The sequence below is a fragment of the Thiohalorhabdus denitrificans genome, from assembly GCF_001399755.1.
In the GTDB taxonomy this organism is placed as follows: Bacteria; Pseudomonadota; Gammaproteobacteria; order Thiohalorhabdales; family Thiohalorhabdaceae; genus Thiohalorhabdus; species Thiohalorhabdus denitrificans.
The window spans coordinates 52,066-67,881 of sequence record NZ_LJCP01000005.1 but is presented as its reverse complement, the minus strand read 5'-3'; the positions used below and the strand labels follow the sequence as shown (position 1 = coordinate 67,881).

Annotated in this window: 16 protein-coding genes; 15 read left to right on the top strand and 1 reads right to left on the bottom strand. The window is 67.8% G+C overall.

Annotated elements, in window-relative coordinates:
• Positions 1-2: 2 nt before the first annotated feature.
• On the top strand, positions 3-3,245 hold the full coding sequence (gene carB / locus AN478_RS00775) for a carbamoyl-phosphate synthase large subunit (RefSeq protein ID WP_054964717.1): 3,243 nt from the start codon (positions 3-5) through the stop codon (positions 3,243-3,245).
• On the top strand, positions 3,242-3,718 hold the full coding sequence (gene greA, locus AN478_RS00770) for a transcription elongation factor GreA (RefSeq protein ID WP_054964716.1): 477 nt from the start codon (positions 3,242-3,244) through the stop codon (positions 3,716-3,718). The genes carB and greA overlap by 4 nt, the downstream gene beginning before the upstream one ends.
• Before the next feature lie 16 nt (positions 3,719-3,734).
• Here greA and yhbY read toward each other — a convergent pair whose 3' ends face one another.
• Entirely contained in the window at positions 3,735-4,031 is a 297-nt protein-coding gene (yhbY, locus tag AN478_RS00765) for a ribosome assembly RNA-binding protein YhbY (RefSeq protein WP_054964715.1), read from the bottom strand.
• Between the two features lie 11 nt (positions 4,032-4,042).
• Between yhbY and AN478_RS00760 the strand changes: the two genes are divergently transcribed.
• The 13 genes from AN478_RS00760 to nuoF all read left to right on the top strand — a co-directional run bounded on the left by AN478_RS00760 (position 4,043) and on the right by nuoF (position 15,736).
• Positions 4,043-4,267 carry a hypothetical protein gene (locus tag AN478_RS00760; RefSeq protein ID WP_054964714.1) on the top strand — a complete coding sequence of 75 codons (225 nt, stop codon included), beginning with the start codon at positions 4,043-4,045 and terminating at the stop codon, positions 4,265-4,267.
• 45 nt (positions 4,268-4,312) lie between these two features.
• Complete coding sequence (locus AN478_RS00755; RefSeq protein WP_231627297.1) at positions 4,313-4,927, top strand: RlmE family RNA methyltransferase; 615 nt, start codon at positions 4,313-4,315, stop codon at positions 4,925-4,927.
• 167 nt (positions 4,928-5,094) lie between these two features.
• Positions 5,095-7,005 (top strand): ATP-dependent zinc metalloprotease FtsH, encoded by a 1,911-nt coding sequence (gene ftsH, locus AN478_RS00750; RefSeq protein WP_054964712.1) that lies wholly within the window; start codon positions 5,095-5,097, stop codon positions 7,003-7,005.
• 104 nt (positions 7,006-7,109) lie between these two features.
• On the top strand, positions 7,110-7,949 hold the full coding sequence (gene folP, locus AN478_RS00745; protein ID WP_054964711.1) for a dihydropteroate synthase: 840 nt from the start codon (positions 7,110-7,112) through the stop codon (positions 7,947-7,949).
• Positions 7,950-8,035: 86 nt separating this feature from the next.
• Positions 8,036-9,397, top strand: a complete 1,362-nt coding sequence (gene glmM, locus AN478_RS00740; RefSeq protein WP_231627296.1) for a phosphoglucosamine mutase — start codon at positions 8,036-8,038, stop codon at positions 9,395-9,397.
• 368 nt (positions 9,398-9,765) lie between these two features.
• Positions 9,766-10,530, top strand: a complete 765-nt coding sequence (gene tpiA, locus AN478_RS00735) for a triose-phosphate isomerase (protein WP_054964709.1) — start codon at positions 9,766-9,768, stop codon at positions 10,528-10,530.
• Positions 10,531-10,572: 42 nt separating this feature from the next.
• Positions 10,573-10,947, top strand: coding sequence for a preprotein translocase subunit SecG (gene secG, locus AN478_RS00730; RefSeq protein WP_054964708.1), 375 nt, complete (start codon positions 10,573-10,575; stop codon positions 10,945-10,947).
• 300 nt (positions 10,948-11,247) lie between these two features.
• Positions 11,248-11,604: an NADH-quinone oxidoreductase subunit A gene (locus tag AN478_RS00725; protein ID WP_054964707.1), complete on the top strand. Its 357-nt coding sequence runs from the start codon at positions 11,248-11,250 to the stop codon at positions 11,602-11,604.
• Positions 11,595-12,074, top strand: coding sequence for a NuoB/complex I 20 kDa subunit family protein (locus AN478_RS00720; RefSeq protein ID WP_054964706.1), 480 nt, complete (start codon positions 11,595-11,597; stop codon positions 12,072-12,074). Before AN478_RS00725 ends, AN478_RS00720 begins: the two co-directional genes overlap by 10 nt.
• 9 nt (positions 12,075-12,083) lie before the next feature.
• Positions 12,084-12,677, top strand: coding sequence for an NADH-quinone oxidoreductase subunit C (locus AN478_RS00715; protein WP_054964705.1), 594 nt, complete (start codon positions 12,084-12,086; stop codon positions 12,675-12,677).
• Positions 12,670-13,923, top strand: a complete 1,254-nt coding sequence (locus AN478_RS00710) for an NADH-quinone oxidoreductase subunit D (RefSeq protein WP_054964704.1) — start codon at positions 12,670-12,672, stop codon at positions 13,921-13,923. Before AN478_RS00715 ends, AN478_RS00710 begins: the two co-directional genes overlap by 8 nt.
• Positions 13,924-13,926: 3 nt before the next feature.
• A complete protein-coding gene (nuoE, locus tag AN478_RS00705; RefSeq protein ID WP_054964703.1) occupies positions 13,927-14,400 on the top strand; it encodes an NADH-quinone oxidoreductase subunit NuoE in 474 nt (157 codons plus the stop codon).
• A gap of 13 nt (positions 14,401-14,413) precedes the next feature.
• Entirely contained in the window at positions 14,414-15,736 is a 1,323-nt protein-coding gene (gene nuoF / locus AN478_RS00700) for an NADH-quinone oxidoreductase subunit NuoF (RefSeq protein ID WP_054964702.1), read from the top strand.
• Positions 15,737-15,816 lie beyond the last annotated feature (80 nt).

The window sequence follows — 15,816 nt, the reverse complement described above, 5'->3', positions numbered from 1 at the left end:
GAATGCCCAAACGCACCGACCTTGAATCCGTCCTGATCATCGGCTCCGGGCCCATCGTCATCGGCCAGGCCTGCGAGTTCGATTATTCCGGGGCCCAGGCCTGCAAGGCCCTCCGCGAGGAGGGCTATCGGGTGATCCTGGTGAACTCCAACCCGGCCACCATCATGACCGACCCGGAGATGGCCGACGCCACCTACATCGAGCCGCTCAACTGGCGCTCGGTGGCGAAGGTGGTGGAGCGCGAGAAGCCCGATGCCATCCTGCCCACCATGGGCGGGCAGACCGGGCTGAACTGCGCCCTGGACCTGGACCGCTACGGGGTGCTGGAGGAGCACGGGGTGGAGCTCATCGGCGCCTCCAAGGAGGCCATCGACAAGGCCGAGGACCGCGATTCCTTCAAGCAGGCCATGGGGAAGATCGGCCTCGGGCTGCCGCGCTCGGCCTTCGCCCACTCCATGGAGGAGGCGCAGGAGGTGATGGAGTACGTGGGCTTCCCCACCATCATCCGCCCCTCCTTTACCATGGGCGGCTCCGGTGGCGGCATCGCCTATAACCGGGAGGAGTTCGACCACATGGTGGGGCTCGGCCTGGAGGCCAGCCCCACCAACGAGGTCCTCCTGGAGGAGTCCATCATCGGCTGGAAGGAGTACGAGATGGAGGTGGTCCGCGACAAGGCGGACAACTGCATCATCGTCTGCTCCATCGAGAACCTGGACCCCATGGGCGTGCACACCGGCGACTCGGTGACCGTGGCGCCGGCGCAGACGCTCACGGACAAGGAATACCAGCTCATGCGCGACGCCAGTCTCGCCGTGCTGCGCGAGATCGGCGTCGAGACCGGCGGCTCCAACGTCCAGTTCGCCGTGAATCCGGAGGACGGGCGCCTGGTGATCATCGAGATGAACCCCCGGGTGTCGCGCTCGTCGGCTCTGGCCTCCAAGGCCACCGGCTTCCCCATCGCCAAGATCGCCGCCAAGCTGGCGGTGGGCTACACCCTGGACGAGCTGCAGAACGACATCACCAAGGTGACCCCGGCGAGCTTCGAGCCGTCCATCGACTACGTGGTCACCAAGATCCCGCGCTTCACCTTCGAGAAGTTCGCCCAGGCGGACCGGACCCTGACCACTCAGATGAAATCGGTGGGGGAGGTGATGGCCATCGGCCGCACCTTCCAGGAGTCCTTCCAGAAGGCGCTGCGGGGGCTGGAGCAGGGCAGCTACGGCCTGGAGGAGCGCATCGCCGGCGAGGTGGAGGAGCCCGAGGAGATCCCCGAGCGGCTCGACCACTACCTGCGCAACCCCGGCCCGGACCGGCTCTGGTATTTGGGCGACGCTTTCCGCCACGGTATGAGCTTGGAGGAGGTGTTCGACCGTACCTGGATCGACCGCTGGTTCCTGGCCCAGATCGAGGGGATCATCGAGGCGGAGAAGGGGCTCGCAGGGCTGACTCTGGAGGACCTGGACGCCGGGGCCCTGCGCGCCTACAAGCGCATGGGCTTCGCCGACCGGCGGCTGGCCGCCCTGCTCGGCACCCGGGAGTCCTCGGTGCGGGCGCGGCGGGCCAAGCTGGACGTGCGCCCGGTGTTCAAGCGCGTGGACACCTGCGCCGGGGAGTTCGAGTCCTTCACCCCCTACCTCTACTCCAGCTACGAGGAGGAGTGCGAGGCCCGGCCCACCGACCGCGACAAGATCATGGTGCTGGGATCGGGTCCCAACCGCATCGGCCAGGGCATCGAGTTCGACTACGCCTGCGTCCATGCCAGCCTCGCCCTGCGCGAGGACGGCTACGAGACCATCATGGTCAACTGCAACCCGGAGACGGTGTCCACCGACTACGACACCAGCGACCGGCTGTACTTCGAGCCGTTGACCCTGGAGGACGTGCTGGCCATCGTGGAGGTGGAGCAGCCCACCGGCGTGATCGTGCAGTTCGGCGGGCAGACCCCCCTCAAGCTGGCCAACGACCTGGAGGCAGCGGGGGTGCCCATCATTGGCACCTCGCCGGACGCCATCGACCTGGCCGAGGACCGCGAGCGGTTCCAGAACCTCATCCATCGCCTCGGCCTCAAGCAGCCGCCCAACCGCATCGCCTTCACCCCCGGGCAGGCCCGCGAGGCGGCCCGGGAGGTGGGCTATCCGCTGCTGGTGCGGCCCTCCTACGTGCTCGGTGGCCGGGCCATGGAGATCGTCTATTCGGAGGCGGACCTGGACCGCTACATGACCGAAGCGGTCCGGGTGTCCGAGGAGCACCCCGTGCTCCTGGACCGCTTCCTGGTGGAGGCGGACGAGCTGGACGTGGACGCGGTGGCCGACGGCGAGAAGGTGGTGGTCGGCGGCCTCATGGAGCACATCGAGGAGGCGGGCGTCCACTCCGGGGACTCCGCCTGCTCGCTTCCGCCTCACGACATGTCCAGCGAGGTCCTGGAGGAGGTGCGGCGGCAGACCAAGATGCTGGCGCAGGCCCTGCACGTGGTGGGCCTGATCAATGTCCAGTTTGCCGTGCAGAACGGGACGGTTTACGTTTTGGAGGTGAACCCCCGGGCGGCCCGCACCGTCCCCTTCGTCTCCAAGGCCACGGCGCGGCCCCTGGCCAAGATCGCCGCACGGGCCATGGCCGGAAAGACCCTGGCGGAGCAGGGGGTGGTGGGGGAGATCATCCCGCCCTTCTACTCCGTGAAAGAGTCGGTGTTCCCCTTCATCAAGTTCCCGGGCGTGGACACCCTGCTCGGCCCGGAGATGAAGTCCACCGGCGAGGTCATGGGCGTGGGCAAGACCTTCGGGGCGGCCTACGCCAAGGCCCAGAGCGGGGCCGGCGTCGTGCTCCCGGAGAAGGGGCGGGTGTTCGTCTCGGTGCGGGACGCCGATAAGGAAGGGCTCACCCCGGTGGTCCGGCGGTTGGCCAGCCTCGGCTTCGATTTCGTGGCCACCCGCGGCACCGCCGCCGCGCTGGAGGGCGCGGGGGTGGAGGTGGCCGTGGTCAACAAGGTCAAGGAAGGTCGCCCCCACATCGTCGACCGCATCAAGAACGGCGAAATCGACATGATCATCAACACGGCGAGCGGCAAGAGCGCCGTGGCGGACTCGTATTCCATCCGGCGTACCGCCCTGCAGCATGGGGTGACTTACTTCACCACCCTTGCCGGGGCCGAGGCCTCGGCCGCGGCCATCGCCCGGCTGCGGGAGGGCCCCATGCAGGTGCGCAAGCTACAGGAACTAGCCCAGTTGCGAGAGGAAAAACCGGCATGAGCGAACAAGTTCCCATGACCAAGCACGGGGCGCAGCAGCTCAAGGACGAGCTGCACCGGCTCAAGCACGAGGAGCGCCCCCGCGTGGTCGAGGCCATCGCCACCGCCCGGGAGCACGGCGATCTCTCCGAGAACGCCGAGTACGACGCCGCCAAGGAGCAGCAGGCCTTTGTGGAGGCCCGGATCCGGGAGCTCGAGGACAAGATCGCCCGCGCGCAGGTGATCGATCCCGCCGAGATCGACATGGAGACGGCGGCCTTCGGGGCGACGGTGAGCCTGGTGGACGAGGAGTCCGGCAAGGAAGTCCAGTACCAGATCGTCGGCGACGACGAGGCCGACATCAAGCAGAACAAGATCAGCATCAACGCCCCCATCGCCCGGGCCCTGATCGGCCGCGGCGAGGGCGAAGTGGTGGACGTGCAGGCCCCGGGAGGGACCCGGACCTACGAGATCGTGGAGATCGAGTACAAGTAGGCCCGGGCCGTTGGCCTCAGGAGGAGGGCAGCTGGATCCGGGGATCTTCGGCGGGGCGGTAGAGGACGGCGATGCGGCCGATCTCCTGGACCAGCTGGGCCCCGGTCCGCTCACAGAGATCCCGGGCCAGCTCCCGCCGCTCCGCCCGGTCGCCCTGCTGGAACCGAACCTTGATCAGCTCGTGATGGGCCAGTGCCTCCTCGGTGGCGGCCTCCACGGCCTCCGTCAGCCCCGCTTCGCCGAGCTGGACCACCGGGTGGAGGGGATGGGCCCTGCTCTTGAGAAAGCTACGCTGCTTGTTCGTTAACGCCATGGATACCTCGTATGCCGGCTTCCGCCCCTGATCCCGAGACCGAGCGTGCCTTCGCGCGGGTGAAGATCCAGGTGGCCGCCCTGCTGGTGGGAATGCCGTTCTATGTGCTGGTGGTGGTGCTGTTCCTGACCGGGCCCGGTCAGGCCGCCGCCCTCGGTCTGTACGGCTTGGCCGCCGCGGCCTGGATTGTCTGGCAGACCCGGCGGGCCGTGCGGGGGCTCTCCGAAGCCCGATAGGGTAGCATCCGCCCCTGGACTCCCCAATCCATTGAGGCTTTCCTGGTGGGAAAAGGCAATCGTTGGCAGCGCCGGCAGGCGGCCGACCCCTACGTGGCGGAGGCCCGCCGGGCCGGCTACCGGAGCCGGGCCGCCTTCAAGCTCATCCAGCTCGATGACCGCGACCGGTTCCTGGGTCCCGGGGCCGTCGTGGTGGATCTGGGGGCCGCCCCAGGTGGCTGGACCCAGGTGGCCGTGGAGCGGGTGGGGGCCTCCGGCCGGGTGGTCGGCATCGACCTGCTGCCCATGGACCCGGTATCCGGATCCACGCTGCTGGAGGCGGACTTCGCCGCCGACGAAGGCCTGGAGGCCCTACGCCGGGAGATCGACGGGGGGGAGGTGGATGCGGTCCTGTCGGACATGGCTCCGGAGCTCTCGGGCATCAAGGTGGCCGATCAGGCCCGGGCTATGGAACTCTGCGAGCTGGCCCTGGAACTGGCTCGCGAGGTGCTGAGGCCTGGGGGTACCCTGGTCATGAAGGCCTTCCAGGGGGAGGGCTTCGAGGAGCTCCTGCGCGCCCTGCGCGCGGAGTTCCGCTCCGTGGCGGCGCGCAAGCCGGATGCCTCGCGGGGAGAAAGTTCGGAGCAATATCTGGTCGCTCGCGGCTTTCTTGGAAACTGAGCCGACGGGCAGCGGTCAGAGACAGAGAGCGGCGCTCCGGTTGAGAAGCCTTGGAGCTGTTCTGTAGCGCAGGCGTTGCATCCGGATAGCGCCTGAACATAGAGTGAACGTGCGGCTGATTGACCAATGGGGGAGACTCCCCGCCGGCGATCGGACGAGGAGCGATTGTGAATAACCTTACGAAGAATATTGCCCTTTGGCTGGTTATCGGCTTGGTACTGGTGATGGTGTTCCAGAGTTTCAGCCAGACCGAGCGGCCTGGTAACCAGGTGAGCTTCTCGGAGTTCATGCACCAGGTGGAGCAGGGCAACGTCACCCAGGTGACCATTCAGGGCGAGCAGATCAACGGCTCCCTCCTGGACGGGCAGCGGTTCTCCACCTATGCGCCCGCGGATTCCGATGTGGTGAAGACCCTGCGCGAGAAGGAGGTCTCCATCACCGCCAAGCCGGAGGAGGGGACCTCCATGCTGGTCTCCATCCTTATCTCCTGGTTCCCCATGCTGCTCTTGATCGCCGTGTGGATCTTCTTCATGCGTCAGATGCAGGGCGGGGGTGCCGGCGGCAAGGGCGCCATGTCCTTCGGCAAGAGCAAGGCCAAGATGCTCACCGATGAGAGCAACAAGGTGCGCTTCGAGGACGTGGCCGGCATCGACGAGGCCAAGGAAGAGGTGGAGGAACTCGTCGACTTCCTCAAGGAGCCCGAGAAGTTCCAGAAGCTCGGCGGCCACATCCCCAAGGGCGTCCTGTTCACCGGACCCCCCGGCTCCGGCAAGACCCTGCTGGGCAAGGCCGTGGCCGGGGAGGCCGGCGTGCCGTTCTTCTCCATCTCCGGTTCCGACTTCGTGGAGATGTTCGTGGGCGTGGGCGCGAGCCGCGTGCGCGACATGTTCGAGCAGGCCAAGAAGCAGGCCCCCTGCATCATCTTCATCGACGAGATCGATGCCGTGGGCCGGCAGCGCGGCGCCGGGCTCGGCGGCGGCCACGACGAGCGCGAGCAGACCCTGAACCAGCTGCTCACCGAAATGGACGGCTTCGAGGGCAGCGAGGGCGTCATCGTCGTCGCCGCCACCAACCGCCCCGACGTGCTCGATCCGGCCCTTCTGCGGCCCGGCCGCTTCGATCGGCAGGTGGTGGTGCCGCGCCCCGATGTGCGCGGCCGGGAGTTCATCCTCCAGGTGCACATGAAGAAGGTGCCCTTTGCCGATGACGTGGATGCCCACACCATCGCGCGCGGCACCCCGGGCTTCTCCGGGGCCGACCTGGAGAACCTGGTGAACGAGGCCGCCCTCATGGCCGCCCGGCGCGGCGCCCGCTTGGTGGAGATGCAGGATTTCGAGACCGCCAAGGACAAGGTGATGATGGGCCTGGAGCGCAAGTCCATCGTCCTCTCCGAGGAGCAGCGGCGGACCACGGCCTATCACGAGTCTGGGCACGCCCTGGTGGCCAAGCTGCTTCCGGGCACGGATCCGGTGCACAAGGTCACCATCATCCCGCGCGGGCAGGCCATGGGCCTGACCATGCAGCTGCCCGACGAGGATCGGTACAACTACGAGCGCCAGGAGCTGCTCAACAACATCGCCATCCTCATGGGCGGGCGAATCGCGGAACAGGTCTTCCTCGACCAGATGACCACCGGCGCCGGCAACGACATCGAGCGGGCCACCGAGATGGCGCGCAAGATGGTGACCGAGTGGGGCATGTCGGAGAAGCTGGGCCCGCTCACCTACGGGGAGAAGGACGAGGAGGTCTTCCTCGGCCGCGAGGTGACCCAGCACAAGAACATCTCCGAGACCACGGTCCAGGAGATCGACGCCGAGGTGCGGTCCATCATCGAGACGGAGTACAAGCGGGCCCGGCAGCTCATCGAGGGCAACCGCGAAACGCTCGGGAAGATGGCCGAGGCGCTGCTGGAATGGGAGACCCTCGACGCCCAGCAGATCAACGACATCATGGAGGGGCGTGATCCCCGGCCTCCCCAGGGTCCGGAGGGCGGGGGGCCGAGCCCTGAGCCCGAGCCGGCCGGTGACGGCGGTCGTCCCGTGGAGCCCACCGGGGGACAGCCCGCGGAACAGCCCTAGTCGGGAGTAGCCAGCCCCTTTAGCGCGAACCGATGCGCTCGGTTCGCGCTTTTTTGTGCCGTACCATATTTCTTCCCCCGGGGAAGACCAGGCAGGAGGTGGAGATGGCCAGGGAGCTGCACCTTCGGGGCGCCACGCTGGATCTTGATCGGCCCCGCATCATGGGGATCGTCAACGTCACCCCCGATTCCTTCAGCGACGGCGGACGCCACGCCGATGCGGAGGGTGCTGCGGTCCACGCGCGGGCCCTGGTGGAGGCGGGTGCGGATATCCTCGACGTGGGCGGCGAGTCCACGCGCCCCGGGGCCCAGGAGGTGCCCGTGGCGGAGGAGCTGGACCGGGTGGTCCCCGTGGTGGAGGAGGTGGCCAAGCTCGGGGTGCCGGTCTCGGTGGACACCCGGAAGGCGGCGGTGATGCGGGAGGCGGTTGCTGCGGGGGCGCACCTGATCAACGACGTCTCCGCCCTGGAGCACGACCCCGACGCCCTGACGACGGTGGCCGAGCTGGAGGTGGCGGTCTGTCTCATGCACATGCAGGGTACTCCTGAGACCATGCAGGACGATCCCCGCTACGACGACGTGGTGGGGGAGGTCCGGGAGTACCTGGTTAGGCGGGTGGAGGATTGCAAGCGGGCCGGGGTGCGCCCGGATAATATCCTCGTGGACCCCGGCATCGGCTTCGGCAAGACGGTGGACCATAACCTCGCCCTCATGCACTCCCTGTCCACCTTTGCCGACCTGGGCCATCCCTTGCTGGTGGGGACCAGCCGCAAGTCCCTCGCCGGCAAGCTGTTCAACCGGGCGGTCCACCAGCGGCAGTACTTCGACGCGGCCCTGGTGGGGTGGTCCGTCAGCCACGGAGCGGACATCGTCCGGGTACACGATGTGGGGGCCATGTATGATGTGGTCTGCATGACGGAGATCCTCATGCAGGGCCGGTCCTGAACGGGCGGGCCGGCGCGAGACAAAAAGGGGGCGGCCGCGCCCCGCAGAACGCCGCCCGGGCGGCGGCGCAACGGCAGGAGGCAGGCTTGAGCGGAAAACGCAGCTTGTTCGGAACGGACGGCGTACGGGGCCGGGTGGGGGAATGGCCCGTCACCCCGGACCAGGTCCTGAAGCTCGGTTGGGCGGCGGGACGGGTCCTGGCCGGGGACAACGGGGATCATCCGCGGGTGGTGATCGGCAAGGACACCCGGGTGTCGGGGTATCTCCTGGAGTCGGCCCTGGAAGCTGGGCTGTCCGCGGCCGGGGTGGACGTCCTCCTCATCGGCCCCATGCCCACGCCCGGCATCGCCTATCTGACCCGCGCCCTGCGGGCGGACGCCGGGGTGGTGATCTCCGCCTCCCACAACCCCTTCGCTGACAACGGGATCAAGCTGTTCGGCCCGGAGGGGTGCAAGCTGGCCGACGAGGTGGAGGCGGCCATCGAGGCCCGCATGGCCGACCCCCTGCTTACGGCGGAGCCGGCGCGGCTGGGTAAGGCCACTCGCGTGGACGACGCCGCCGGTCGTTACATCGAGTTCTGCAAGCACACCTTCCCCAAGGAGCTGACCCTGGAGGGCATGCGCCTGGTGGTGGACTGTGCCCACGGGGCCACCTACCGCGTGGCGCCCCAGGTCTTCCGCGAGCTCGGGGCCGAGGTGATCGAGGTGGGCACCCGTCCGGACGGGTTCAACATCAACGAGCAGGTGGGCTCCACCCAGCCGGAGGCCATGACCGAGCAGGTGGTGACCCACGGCGCGGACGCGGGGATGGCCTTCGACGGCGACGGCGACCGGGTGGTGTTCGCCGACTCCCGGGGCCGCATCGTGGACGGCGACGGGGTCCTCTACCTGGCCGCCCTGGAGATGCAGGAGCGCGGCGAGCTCAACGGCGGGGTGGTGGGCACCATCATGTCCAACCTGGGGCTCGAGCAGGCCCTGGCCGCGGCGGGGATCCCCTTCGAGCGCGCGGCGGTGGGCGACCGCCATGTGTTCCAGCTGCTGCAGGACCGGGGCTGGATCCTGGGCGGCGAGCCTTCCGGCCACGTCATGTGCCTGACCCGCAACACCACCGGGGACGGCATCGTCACCGCCCTAATGGTGCTCGCCGAGCTGGCCCATTCCGGAAAGTCCCTGGACGAGGCGGTGGCCGACCTGCCGCATTGCCCCCAGGCCCAGGTGAGCGTGCGGCTGACCGAGCAGTGCGAGGTGGATGACCTCCCCGCGGTGGCCGAGGTCATCCGGGAGGTGGAGGCCGAGCTCGGCGAGCAGGGCCGGGTGGTGGTGCGCAACTCCGGGACCGAGCCCAAGGTCCGGGTGATGGTGGAGGGGCGTGAGGAGGCCGGCACCCGCGCCCTCGCCGAGCGAATCGCCGAGGTGGTGCGCACCGAGGTGGGCGCCGCAGAGGTCTGAGGCTTCGCTCCGGCGGTTCCCTGGACCGCGGAGACGCAGAGGAAACGCAAAAGGCGCCTATCCACAGGGTAATGGAAAAAGGTGGCGAAGGCTGGCCGACCGCCAGTCGCCGGGGCAGCGGGCGCTGGCCAGGAAGGACGAGCCTTCCAGTGACACGGCGCGGTAGCGGGGCGGATGCCGCTCCTAAGGATGCCGCCGAGACTTCTCCTTGCCGTCCTCCGTGCCCTCTGCGACCTCTGCGGTAAAAATCGGGCGTTTCCTGCAGTCCCTGCGTTTCTTTTCCCGCCCAAGCCGCCCCCGCGTTGACCGTCTTCCCCCGCGCGGATAAGATGCCCGGTTTTCCGCTGGATCCACCTAAGGAGGGAGGCATGCGCCAGCCGCTAGTGGTCGGCAACTGGAAGATGAACGGTCGCCTCGGCGAGGCCGAGGAGCTGGCCCGGGCCATCGCCGGGGCCGAGGTGGACTGGGAGCATGTGTCCTCCGGGATCTGCCCGCCTTTCCCGTTGATCGACCGGGTTGCCAGCGCGGTGCAGGACTCCCCGGTGGGCTGGGGCGCCCAGAACCTCCACCAGGAGGACAGCGGCGCCTTCACCGGCGAGGTGGCCGGGCCCCTGCTCAAGGATCTGGGCTGCACCTACGTGATCGTGGGCCATTCGGAGCGCCGGGACCTCTTCGGCGAGAGCAACGAACTGGTGGCCGAGAAGTTCTTCGCCGCCAAGCGCAACGGCCTGATCCCCATCCTCTGCGTGGGCGAAACCGAGGCGGAGCGCGACGCCGGCAAGGCCGGGGAGGTGGTGCGCGAGCAAGTCCAGGCCGTCCTGGGCGACGGCAAGGAGGACGTCTTCCGGGACGCGGTGATTGCCTATGAGCCGGTGTGGGCCATCGGTACCGGCCGCACTGCCACCCCCGAGCAGGCCCAGGAGATGCACGCCCTGATCCGTGGATTGATCAAAGAGGCTTATCCCATCACCGGCCAGTCCCTCAAGATCCTCTACGGCGGCTCCATGAAGGCCGCCTCCGCGCCGGAGCTGATGGCCCAGGAGGACATCGACGGCGGCCTGATCGGCGGGGCCTCCCTCAAGGCGGACGAATTCATCGGCATCCTGCGAGCGGCGGTGGCTTCCGACCTGTAGCCAGCCCCGGTCTCGCATCCTCACAACCAAGCGGGAGCCCGCATGGTCACGTTTCTGTGGATCCTTCACATCCTCGTCTCCATCGCGTTGATCGTGGTGGTCTTGATGCAGCCCGGTCAGGCCGGCGGAATGGGGACCGCCTTCGGCGGCGGGGGCTCCCAGTCCCTGTTCGGAAGCCAGGGGTCCACCGGGTTTCTGGGGCGCCTGACGGCGGTCCTCGGCACCGCCTTCTTCCTCCTGTCGCTCACCCTCGCGATATTCTCAACGGGCGGGGATGAGAGCCTCATGGAGCAGCCGGAAGGAGCGCCCGGGCAGCAGGAGTCCGTGCCCACGCCGCCGACGGATTCCGCTCCGCCGGCCGAGCCGCAGGCCCCACCCGTCCCCGGAACCACGCCGGGCCAGGGAGCGGGCGACTAGCGGCGGGGAAGGTCCGCCCGGCCGTAGGCCGGACTGGGGGTAGCCCCCTTCGCGCCGACCCATCGCGACCGTCCTTTCCGTAGGGAAAGGGCGGTCTTTTTTTGGGCGGCGTTGCACCGGATGTGGCCGGGAAATTTGCGGGAGGAAACGGCGGTGTCGCCATTTCTTGACAGGGGGAGGGGCACCCCATAGACTCCGCTTGGCTTACCAGCCGACGGACTGGCCGCGGGCCCGCGCCGCCCCTCGCGAGGGATGGGCGGGGTTCCCGATCTCTCCACTTGAGCCGGGTAAGGAACGCTGATGCTGGAACAGTATCTGCCCATCCTCGTCTTTCTGGTGCTCGCCCTGTTGATCGGGGTCGTGGCGCTTGCCATCAACCGCCTGGTGGCGCCGAGAAACCCGGACCCCGAAAAGCTGTCCCCCTATGAGAGCGGTTTCGAGGCCTTCGAGGACGCGCGCATGCGTTTCGATGTGCGCTACTACCTGGTGGCCATCCTGTTCATCATCTTCGACCTCGAGATCGCCTTCCTCTTCCCGTGGAGTGTGGTCCTCGATGAGATGGGCGCCACCGGCTTCGTCGCGATGGCGATCTTCCTGGGCATCCTGGTGATCGGCTTCGTGTACGAGTGGAAAAAAGGAGCCTTGGAATGGGAGTAGAAGGGGCGCTTGAGAAGGGCGTGGTCACCACCACGGCCGACCAACTCGTGAACTGGACCCGCACCGGCTCGCTCTGGCCCATGACCTTCGGCCTCGCCTGCTGCGCGGTGGAGATGATGCACACCGGGGCCGCCCGCTACGACATGGACCGCCTGGGCGTGGTCTTCCGGCCCAGCCCGCGCCAGTCCGACGTCATGATCATCGCCGGAACCCTGGTCAACAAGATGGCGCCAGCCTTGCGCAAGGTCTACGACCAGATGACCGAGCCGCGCTGGGTGATCTCCATGGGAAGCTGCTCCAACGGGGGCGGCTACTACCACTACAGCTATTCCGTGGTCCGCGGTAGCGACCGCATCGTCCCCGTGGATATCTACGTGGCGGGCTGCCCGCCCACCGCGGAATCCCTGCTGTACGGGATCATCCAGCTGCAGAAGAAGATCAAGCGGACCAACACCATCGCCCGCCAGTAGAGGTTCGCCATGGCGCTTACCCAGCAAACCATTGAGGAGCCCCTGCGCGCCCGCTTCGGCGACGCCATCCTGGGCGTTGAGGAGTGCCTCGGGCAGTGGACGGTGGAGGTGGCTCCGCAATCCGTCCGCGAGGTGTGCCAGCACCTGCGCGACGACGCGACCTTCGCCTTCGAGCAGCTCGTCGATGTCTGCGGGGTGGACTACCTGGACTACTACGACTACCCCGAGGACGCCCCCCGCTTCGCCGCCGTCTACCACCTCCTGTCCCTGAGCCACAACCACCGGCTGCGCCTGCGGGCGCGGGTGCCCGAGGAGCGCCCCGTGGTGCCCTCGGTGGTGGATGTCTGGGCCAGCGCCAACTGGTTCGAGCGGGAGGCCTTCGACATGTACGGGATCATCTTCGAGGGCCATCCTGACCTGCGGCGGATCCTCACCGATTACGGCTTCGCCGGCCACCCTTTCCGCAAGGACTTCCCCCTGGAGGGCCACGTGGAGATGCGCTACGACCCCGATCGCCAGCGGGTGGTGTACCAGCCGGTGACCATCGAGGAGCGCAACCTGGTGCCGCGCACCCATTGGCAGGAGGCCGAGGAAGATGGCTGAGATCCGCAACTACACCCTCAACTTCGGCCCCCAGCATCCGGCCGCCCACGGGGTGCTGCGGCTGGTCCTGGAGCTCGACGGGGAGGTGGTGCAGCGGGCGGATCCCCACATCGGCCTGCTGCACCGCGGCACCGAGAAGCTCGCCGAGCACAAGACCTACATGCAGGCCCTGCCGTATTTCGACCGCCTGGACTACGTCTCCATGCTCTCCAATGAGCATGCCTTCTGCCTGGCGATCGAGAAGCTGCGGGGCATCGAGGTGCCGGAGCGGGCGCAGTACATCCGGGTCATGTTCGACGAGATCACCCGGATCCTGAACCACCTCATGTGGCTCGGCGCCCACGCCATGGATATCGGCGCCATGACCATGTTCCTGTACTGCTTCCGGGACCGGGAATACCTCATGGACGCCTACGAGGCGGCCAGTGGCGCCCGCCTGCACGCCAACTACTACCGCCCGGGCGGCGTGAACCGGGACCTCCCGGACTCCATGCCCAAATACCAGCCCTCCAAGTGGCACTCCGAGAAGGACGTCAAGGAGATGAACCAGTACCGGGAGGGCTCCCTCCTGGACTTCATCGACGCCTTCACCGAGTTCTTCCCGCACAGCATCGACGACTTCGAGACCCTCCTCACCGACAACCGCATCTGGAAGCAGCGGACGGTGGGGGTGGGCGTGGTCTCCCCCGAGCGGGCCCGGCAGCTCGGCTTCAGCGGCCCCATGCTGCGCGGTTCCGGCATCGAGTGGGACCTTCGCAAGAAGCAGCCCTACGCCGTGTACGACCGGCTGGATTTCCGGGTTCCGGTGGGGCGGACCGGGGATACCTACGACCGCTACCTCGTCCGCGTGGAGGAGATGCGCGAGTCGGTGAAGATCATCAAGCAGTGCGTGGACTGGCTGCGCGAGAACCCCGGCCCGGTGAAGAGCGACGACTACAAGGTGTCCCCGCCACCACGCGCGGAGATGAAGCAGTCCATGGAGGCCCTCATCCACCACTTCAAGCTGTTCACCGAGGGCTTCCACATTCCGCCGGGGGAGACCTACCAGGCGGTGGAGCACCCCAAGGGCGAGTTCGGGGTCTACCTGGTTTCCGACGGCGCCAACAAGCCCTACCGGGTGAAGATCCGGGCGGCCGGCTTCCCGCACTTGGCCTCCATGGACGAGATGGCCCGCGGCCACATGCTCGCGGACGTGGTGACCATCCTCGGGAGCCAGGACATCGTGTTCGGTGAGATCGACAGGTAAGCCATGCAACTCTCCGAGTCCGTTCGCAAGAAGATCGACGAGGCGCGGGCCCAGTACCCCGCGGAGCAGAACCGCTCGGCACTGATCTGGGCCCTGCACGCCGCGCAGGACGAATACGGGTGGCTGGATGAGCCGACCCTGGAGTCCATCGCCGAGTACCTGGAGCTGGAGCCCATCAAGGTCTACGAGGCGGCCACCTTCTACGACATGTTCAACCGCTCCCCGGTGGGCCGGCACCAGATCAAGGTGTGCACCAACCTGTCCTGCATGCTCTGCGGGTCCGACGGCATCGTCGACCACCTGCGCGGCAAGCTGGGGATCGACTTCGGGGAGACCACCGGGGACGGGCGCTTCACCCTCACCGAGGTGGAATGCCTGGGGGCCTGCGGCGGCGCCCCGGTGATCTGGATCGGCAAGGAATACTACGAGGACGTCACCCCCGAGCGGATGGACGAGATCCTCGCCGGCCTCGACTAAACGGGAACGCGCTATGCCCGAATATCCGAAGGACTACACGCTCGTCACCCTGGCCGGAACGGACCGGGCCGACTCCAATACCCTGCAGGCCTACCTGGACAACGGCGGGTACACCGCCGTCCAGAAGGTGCTGCGGGGCGGCATGACCCGGGACGACGTGGTCGCCGAGGTCAAGCGCTCCGGACTGCGCGGGCGCGGCGGCGCCGGCTTCCCCACGGGCCTGAAGTGGTCGTTCATGCCGGCCGACACGCCGCAGCCGAAGTACCTCGCCTGCAACGCCGACGAGGCGGAGCCCGGCACCTTCAAGGACCGGGACATCATGCGCTACAACCCGCACATGCTCATCGAGGGCATGATCATCGGCGGGTTCGCCATCGACGCCACGGTGGGCTACGTCTACATCCGCGGCGAGTTCTGGGAGCCTTACGTGCGGGTCCAGGAGGCGATCGACGAGGCCTATGAGGCGGGCTACCTGGGCAAGGACATCCTGGGCTCCGGGGTGGACTTTGACCTCTACGTCCACCGCGGCGGCGGCGCTTACATCGCCGGGGAGGAGACGGCGATGCTGGAGTCCATCGAGGGCAAGAAGGCCATGCCCCGGTTCAAGCCGCCGTTCCCCGCCAACCATGGCATCTACGGCCGGCCCACCACGGTGAACAACGTGGAGACCCTGGCCTCCGTGCCCGCCATCATCAACAACGGTGGCGACTGGTTCCAGTCCCTGGGTACCCCCGATTCCGGCGGCACCAAGATCTTCGCCGTATCCGGCCACGTGAACCGGCCGGGCAACTACGAGGTGCCCATGGGCACCCCGTTCTCGGAGCTCCTGGAGCTGGCCGGCGGGGTGCGCAACGGCAACAAGCTCAAGGCGGTGATCCCGGGCGGCCCGTCCGTGCCCATGGTGCCCGGCGAGGTGATCATGGACGCCAACATGGACTACGAGTCCCTGGGGCAGGCGGGGACCATGCTCGGCGCGGGCTCGGTGATCGTCATGGACGAGACCACCTGCATCGTGAAGGCGGTGGAGCGGGTGGCCAAGTTCTTCTTCCACGAGTCCTGCGGCCAGTGCACTCCGTGCCGGGAGGGGGCCGGCTGGCTCTACCGGGTGGTGCACCGCATCGAGCACGGGCAGGGCCGTCCGGAGGACCTGGAACTGCTGGAGGACATCGGCTCCCGGATCGAGGGGCGCACCATCTGCGCCTTCGGCGACGCCGAGGTGGCGCCGGTGGTCAGTTCCCTCAAGCATTTCCGTGACGAATACGAGTACCACATCGCCAACAAGCGCTGCATGGTGGGCGCCGCGGCCCCCGCCGGCAAGGTGGCCGAGGCGGGCTGAGCGTCCCAGCGGGCTTGTTGCCCCGCCGGGCAGCGGTCGGCGGGGGGTATCGGCAAAGGCACGGCCTCACCGAGAAGGGT

Bases quoted from the DNA above. Each gene is read 5' to 3' on its own strand.
- AN478_RS00760 (WP_054964714.1), top strand. From the start codon at position 4,043: ATGCCGGCTTCCGCCCCTGATCCCGAGACCGAGCGTGCCTTCGCGCGG.
- nuoF (WP_054964702.1), top strand. From the start codon at position 14,414: ATGCCCGAATATCCGAAGGACTACACGCTCGTCACCCTGGCCGGAACG.
- AN478_RS00710 (WP_054964704.1), top strand. From the start codon at position 12,670: ATGGCTGAGATCCGCAACTACACCCTCAACTTCGGCCCCCAGCATCCG.
- nuoE (WP_054964703.1), top strand. From the start codon at position 13,927: ATGCAACTCTCCGAGTCCGTTCGCAAGAAGATCGACGAGGCGCGGGCC.
- AN478_RS00715 (WP_054964705.1), top strand. From the start codon at position 12,084: ATGGCGCTTACCCAGCAAACCATTGAGGAGCCCCTGCGCGCCCGCTTC.
- yhbY (WP_054964715.1), bottom strand. From the start codon at position 4,031: ATGGCGTTAACGAACAAGCAGCGTAGCTTTCTCAAGAGCAGGGCCCAT.
- tpiA (WP_054964709.1), top strand. From the start codon at position 9,766: ATGCGCCAGCCGCTAGTGGTCGGCAACTGGAAGATGAACGGTCGCCTC.
- secG (WP_054964708.1), top strand. From the start codon at position 10,573: ATGGTCACGTTTCTGTGGATCCTTCACATCCTCGTCTCCATCGCGTTG.
- carB (WP_054964717.1), top strand. From the start codon at position 3: ATGCCCAAACGCACCGACCTTGAATCCGTCCTGATCATCGGCTCCGGG.
- greA (WP_054964716.1), top strand. From the start codon at position 3,242: ATGAGCGAACAAGTTCCCATGACCAAGCACGGGGCGCAGCAGCTCAAG.
- AN478_RS00725 (WP_054964707.1), top strand. From the start codon at position 11,248: ATGCTGGAACAGTATCTGCCCATCCTCGTCTTTCTGGTGCTCGCCCTG.
- AN478_RS00720 (WP_054964706.1), top strand. From the start codon at position 11,595: ATGGGAGTAGAAGGGGCGCTTGAGAAGGGCGTGGTCACCACCACGGCC.
- folP (WP_054964711.1), top strand. From the start codon at position 7,110: ATGGCCAGGGAGCTGCACCTTCGGGGCGCCACGCTGGATCTTGATCGG.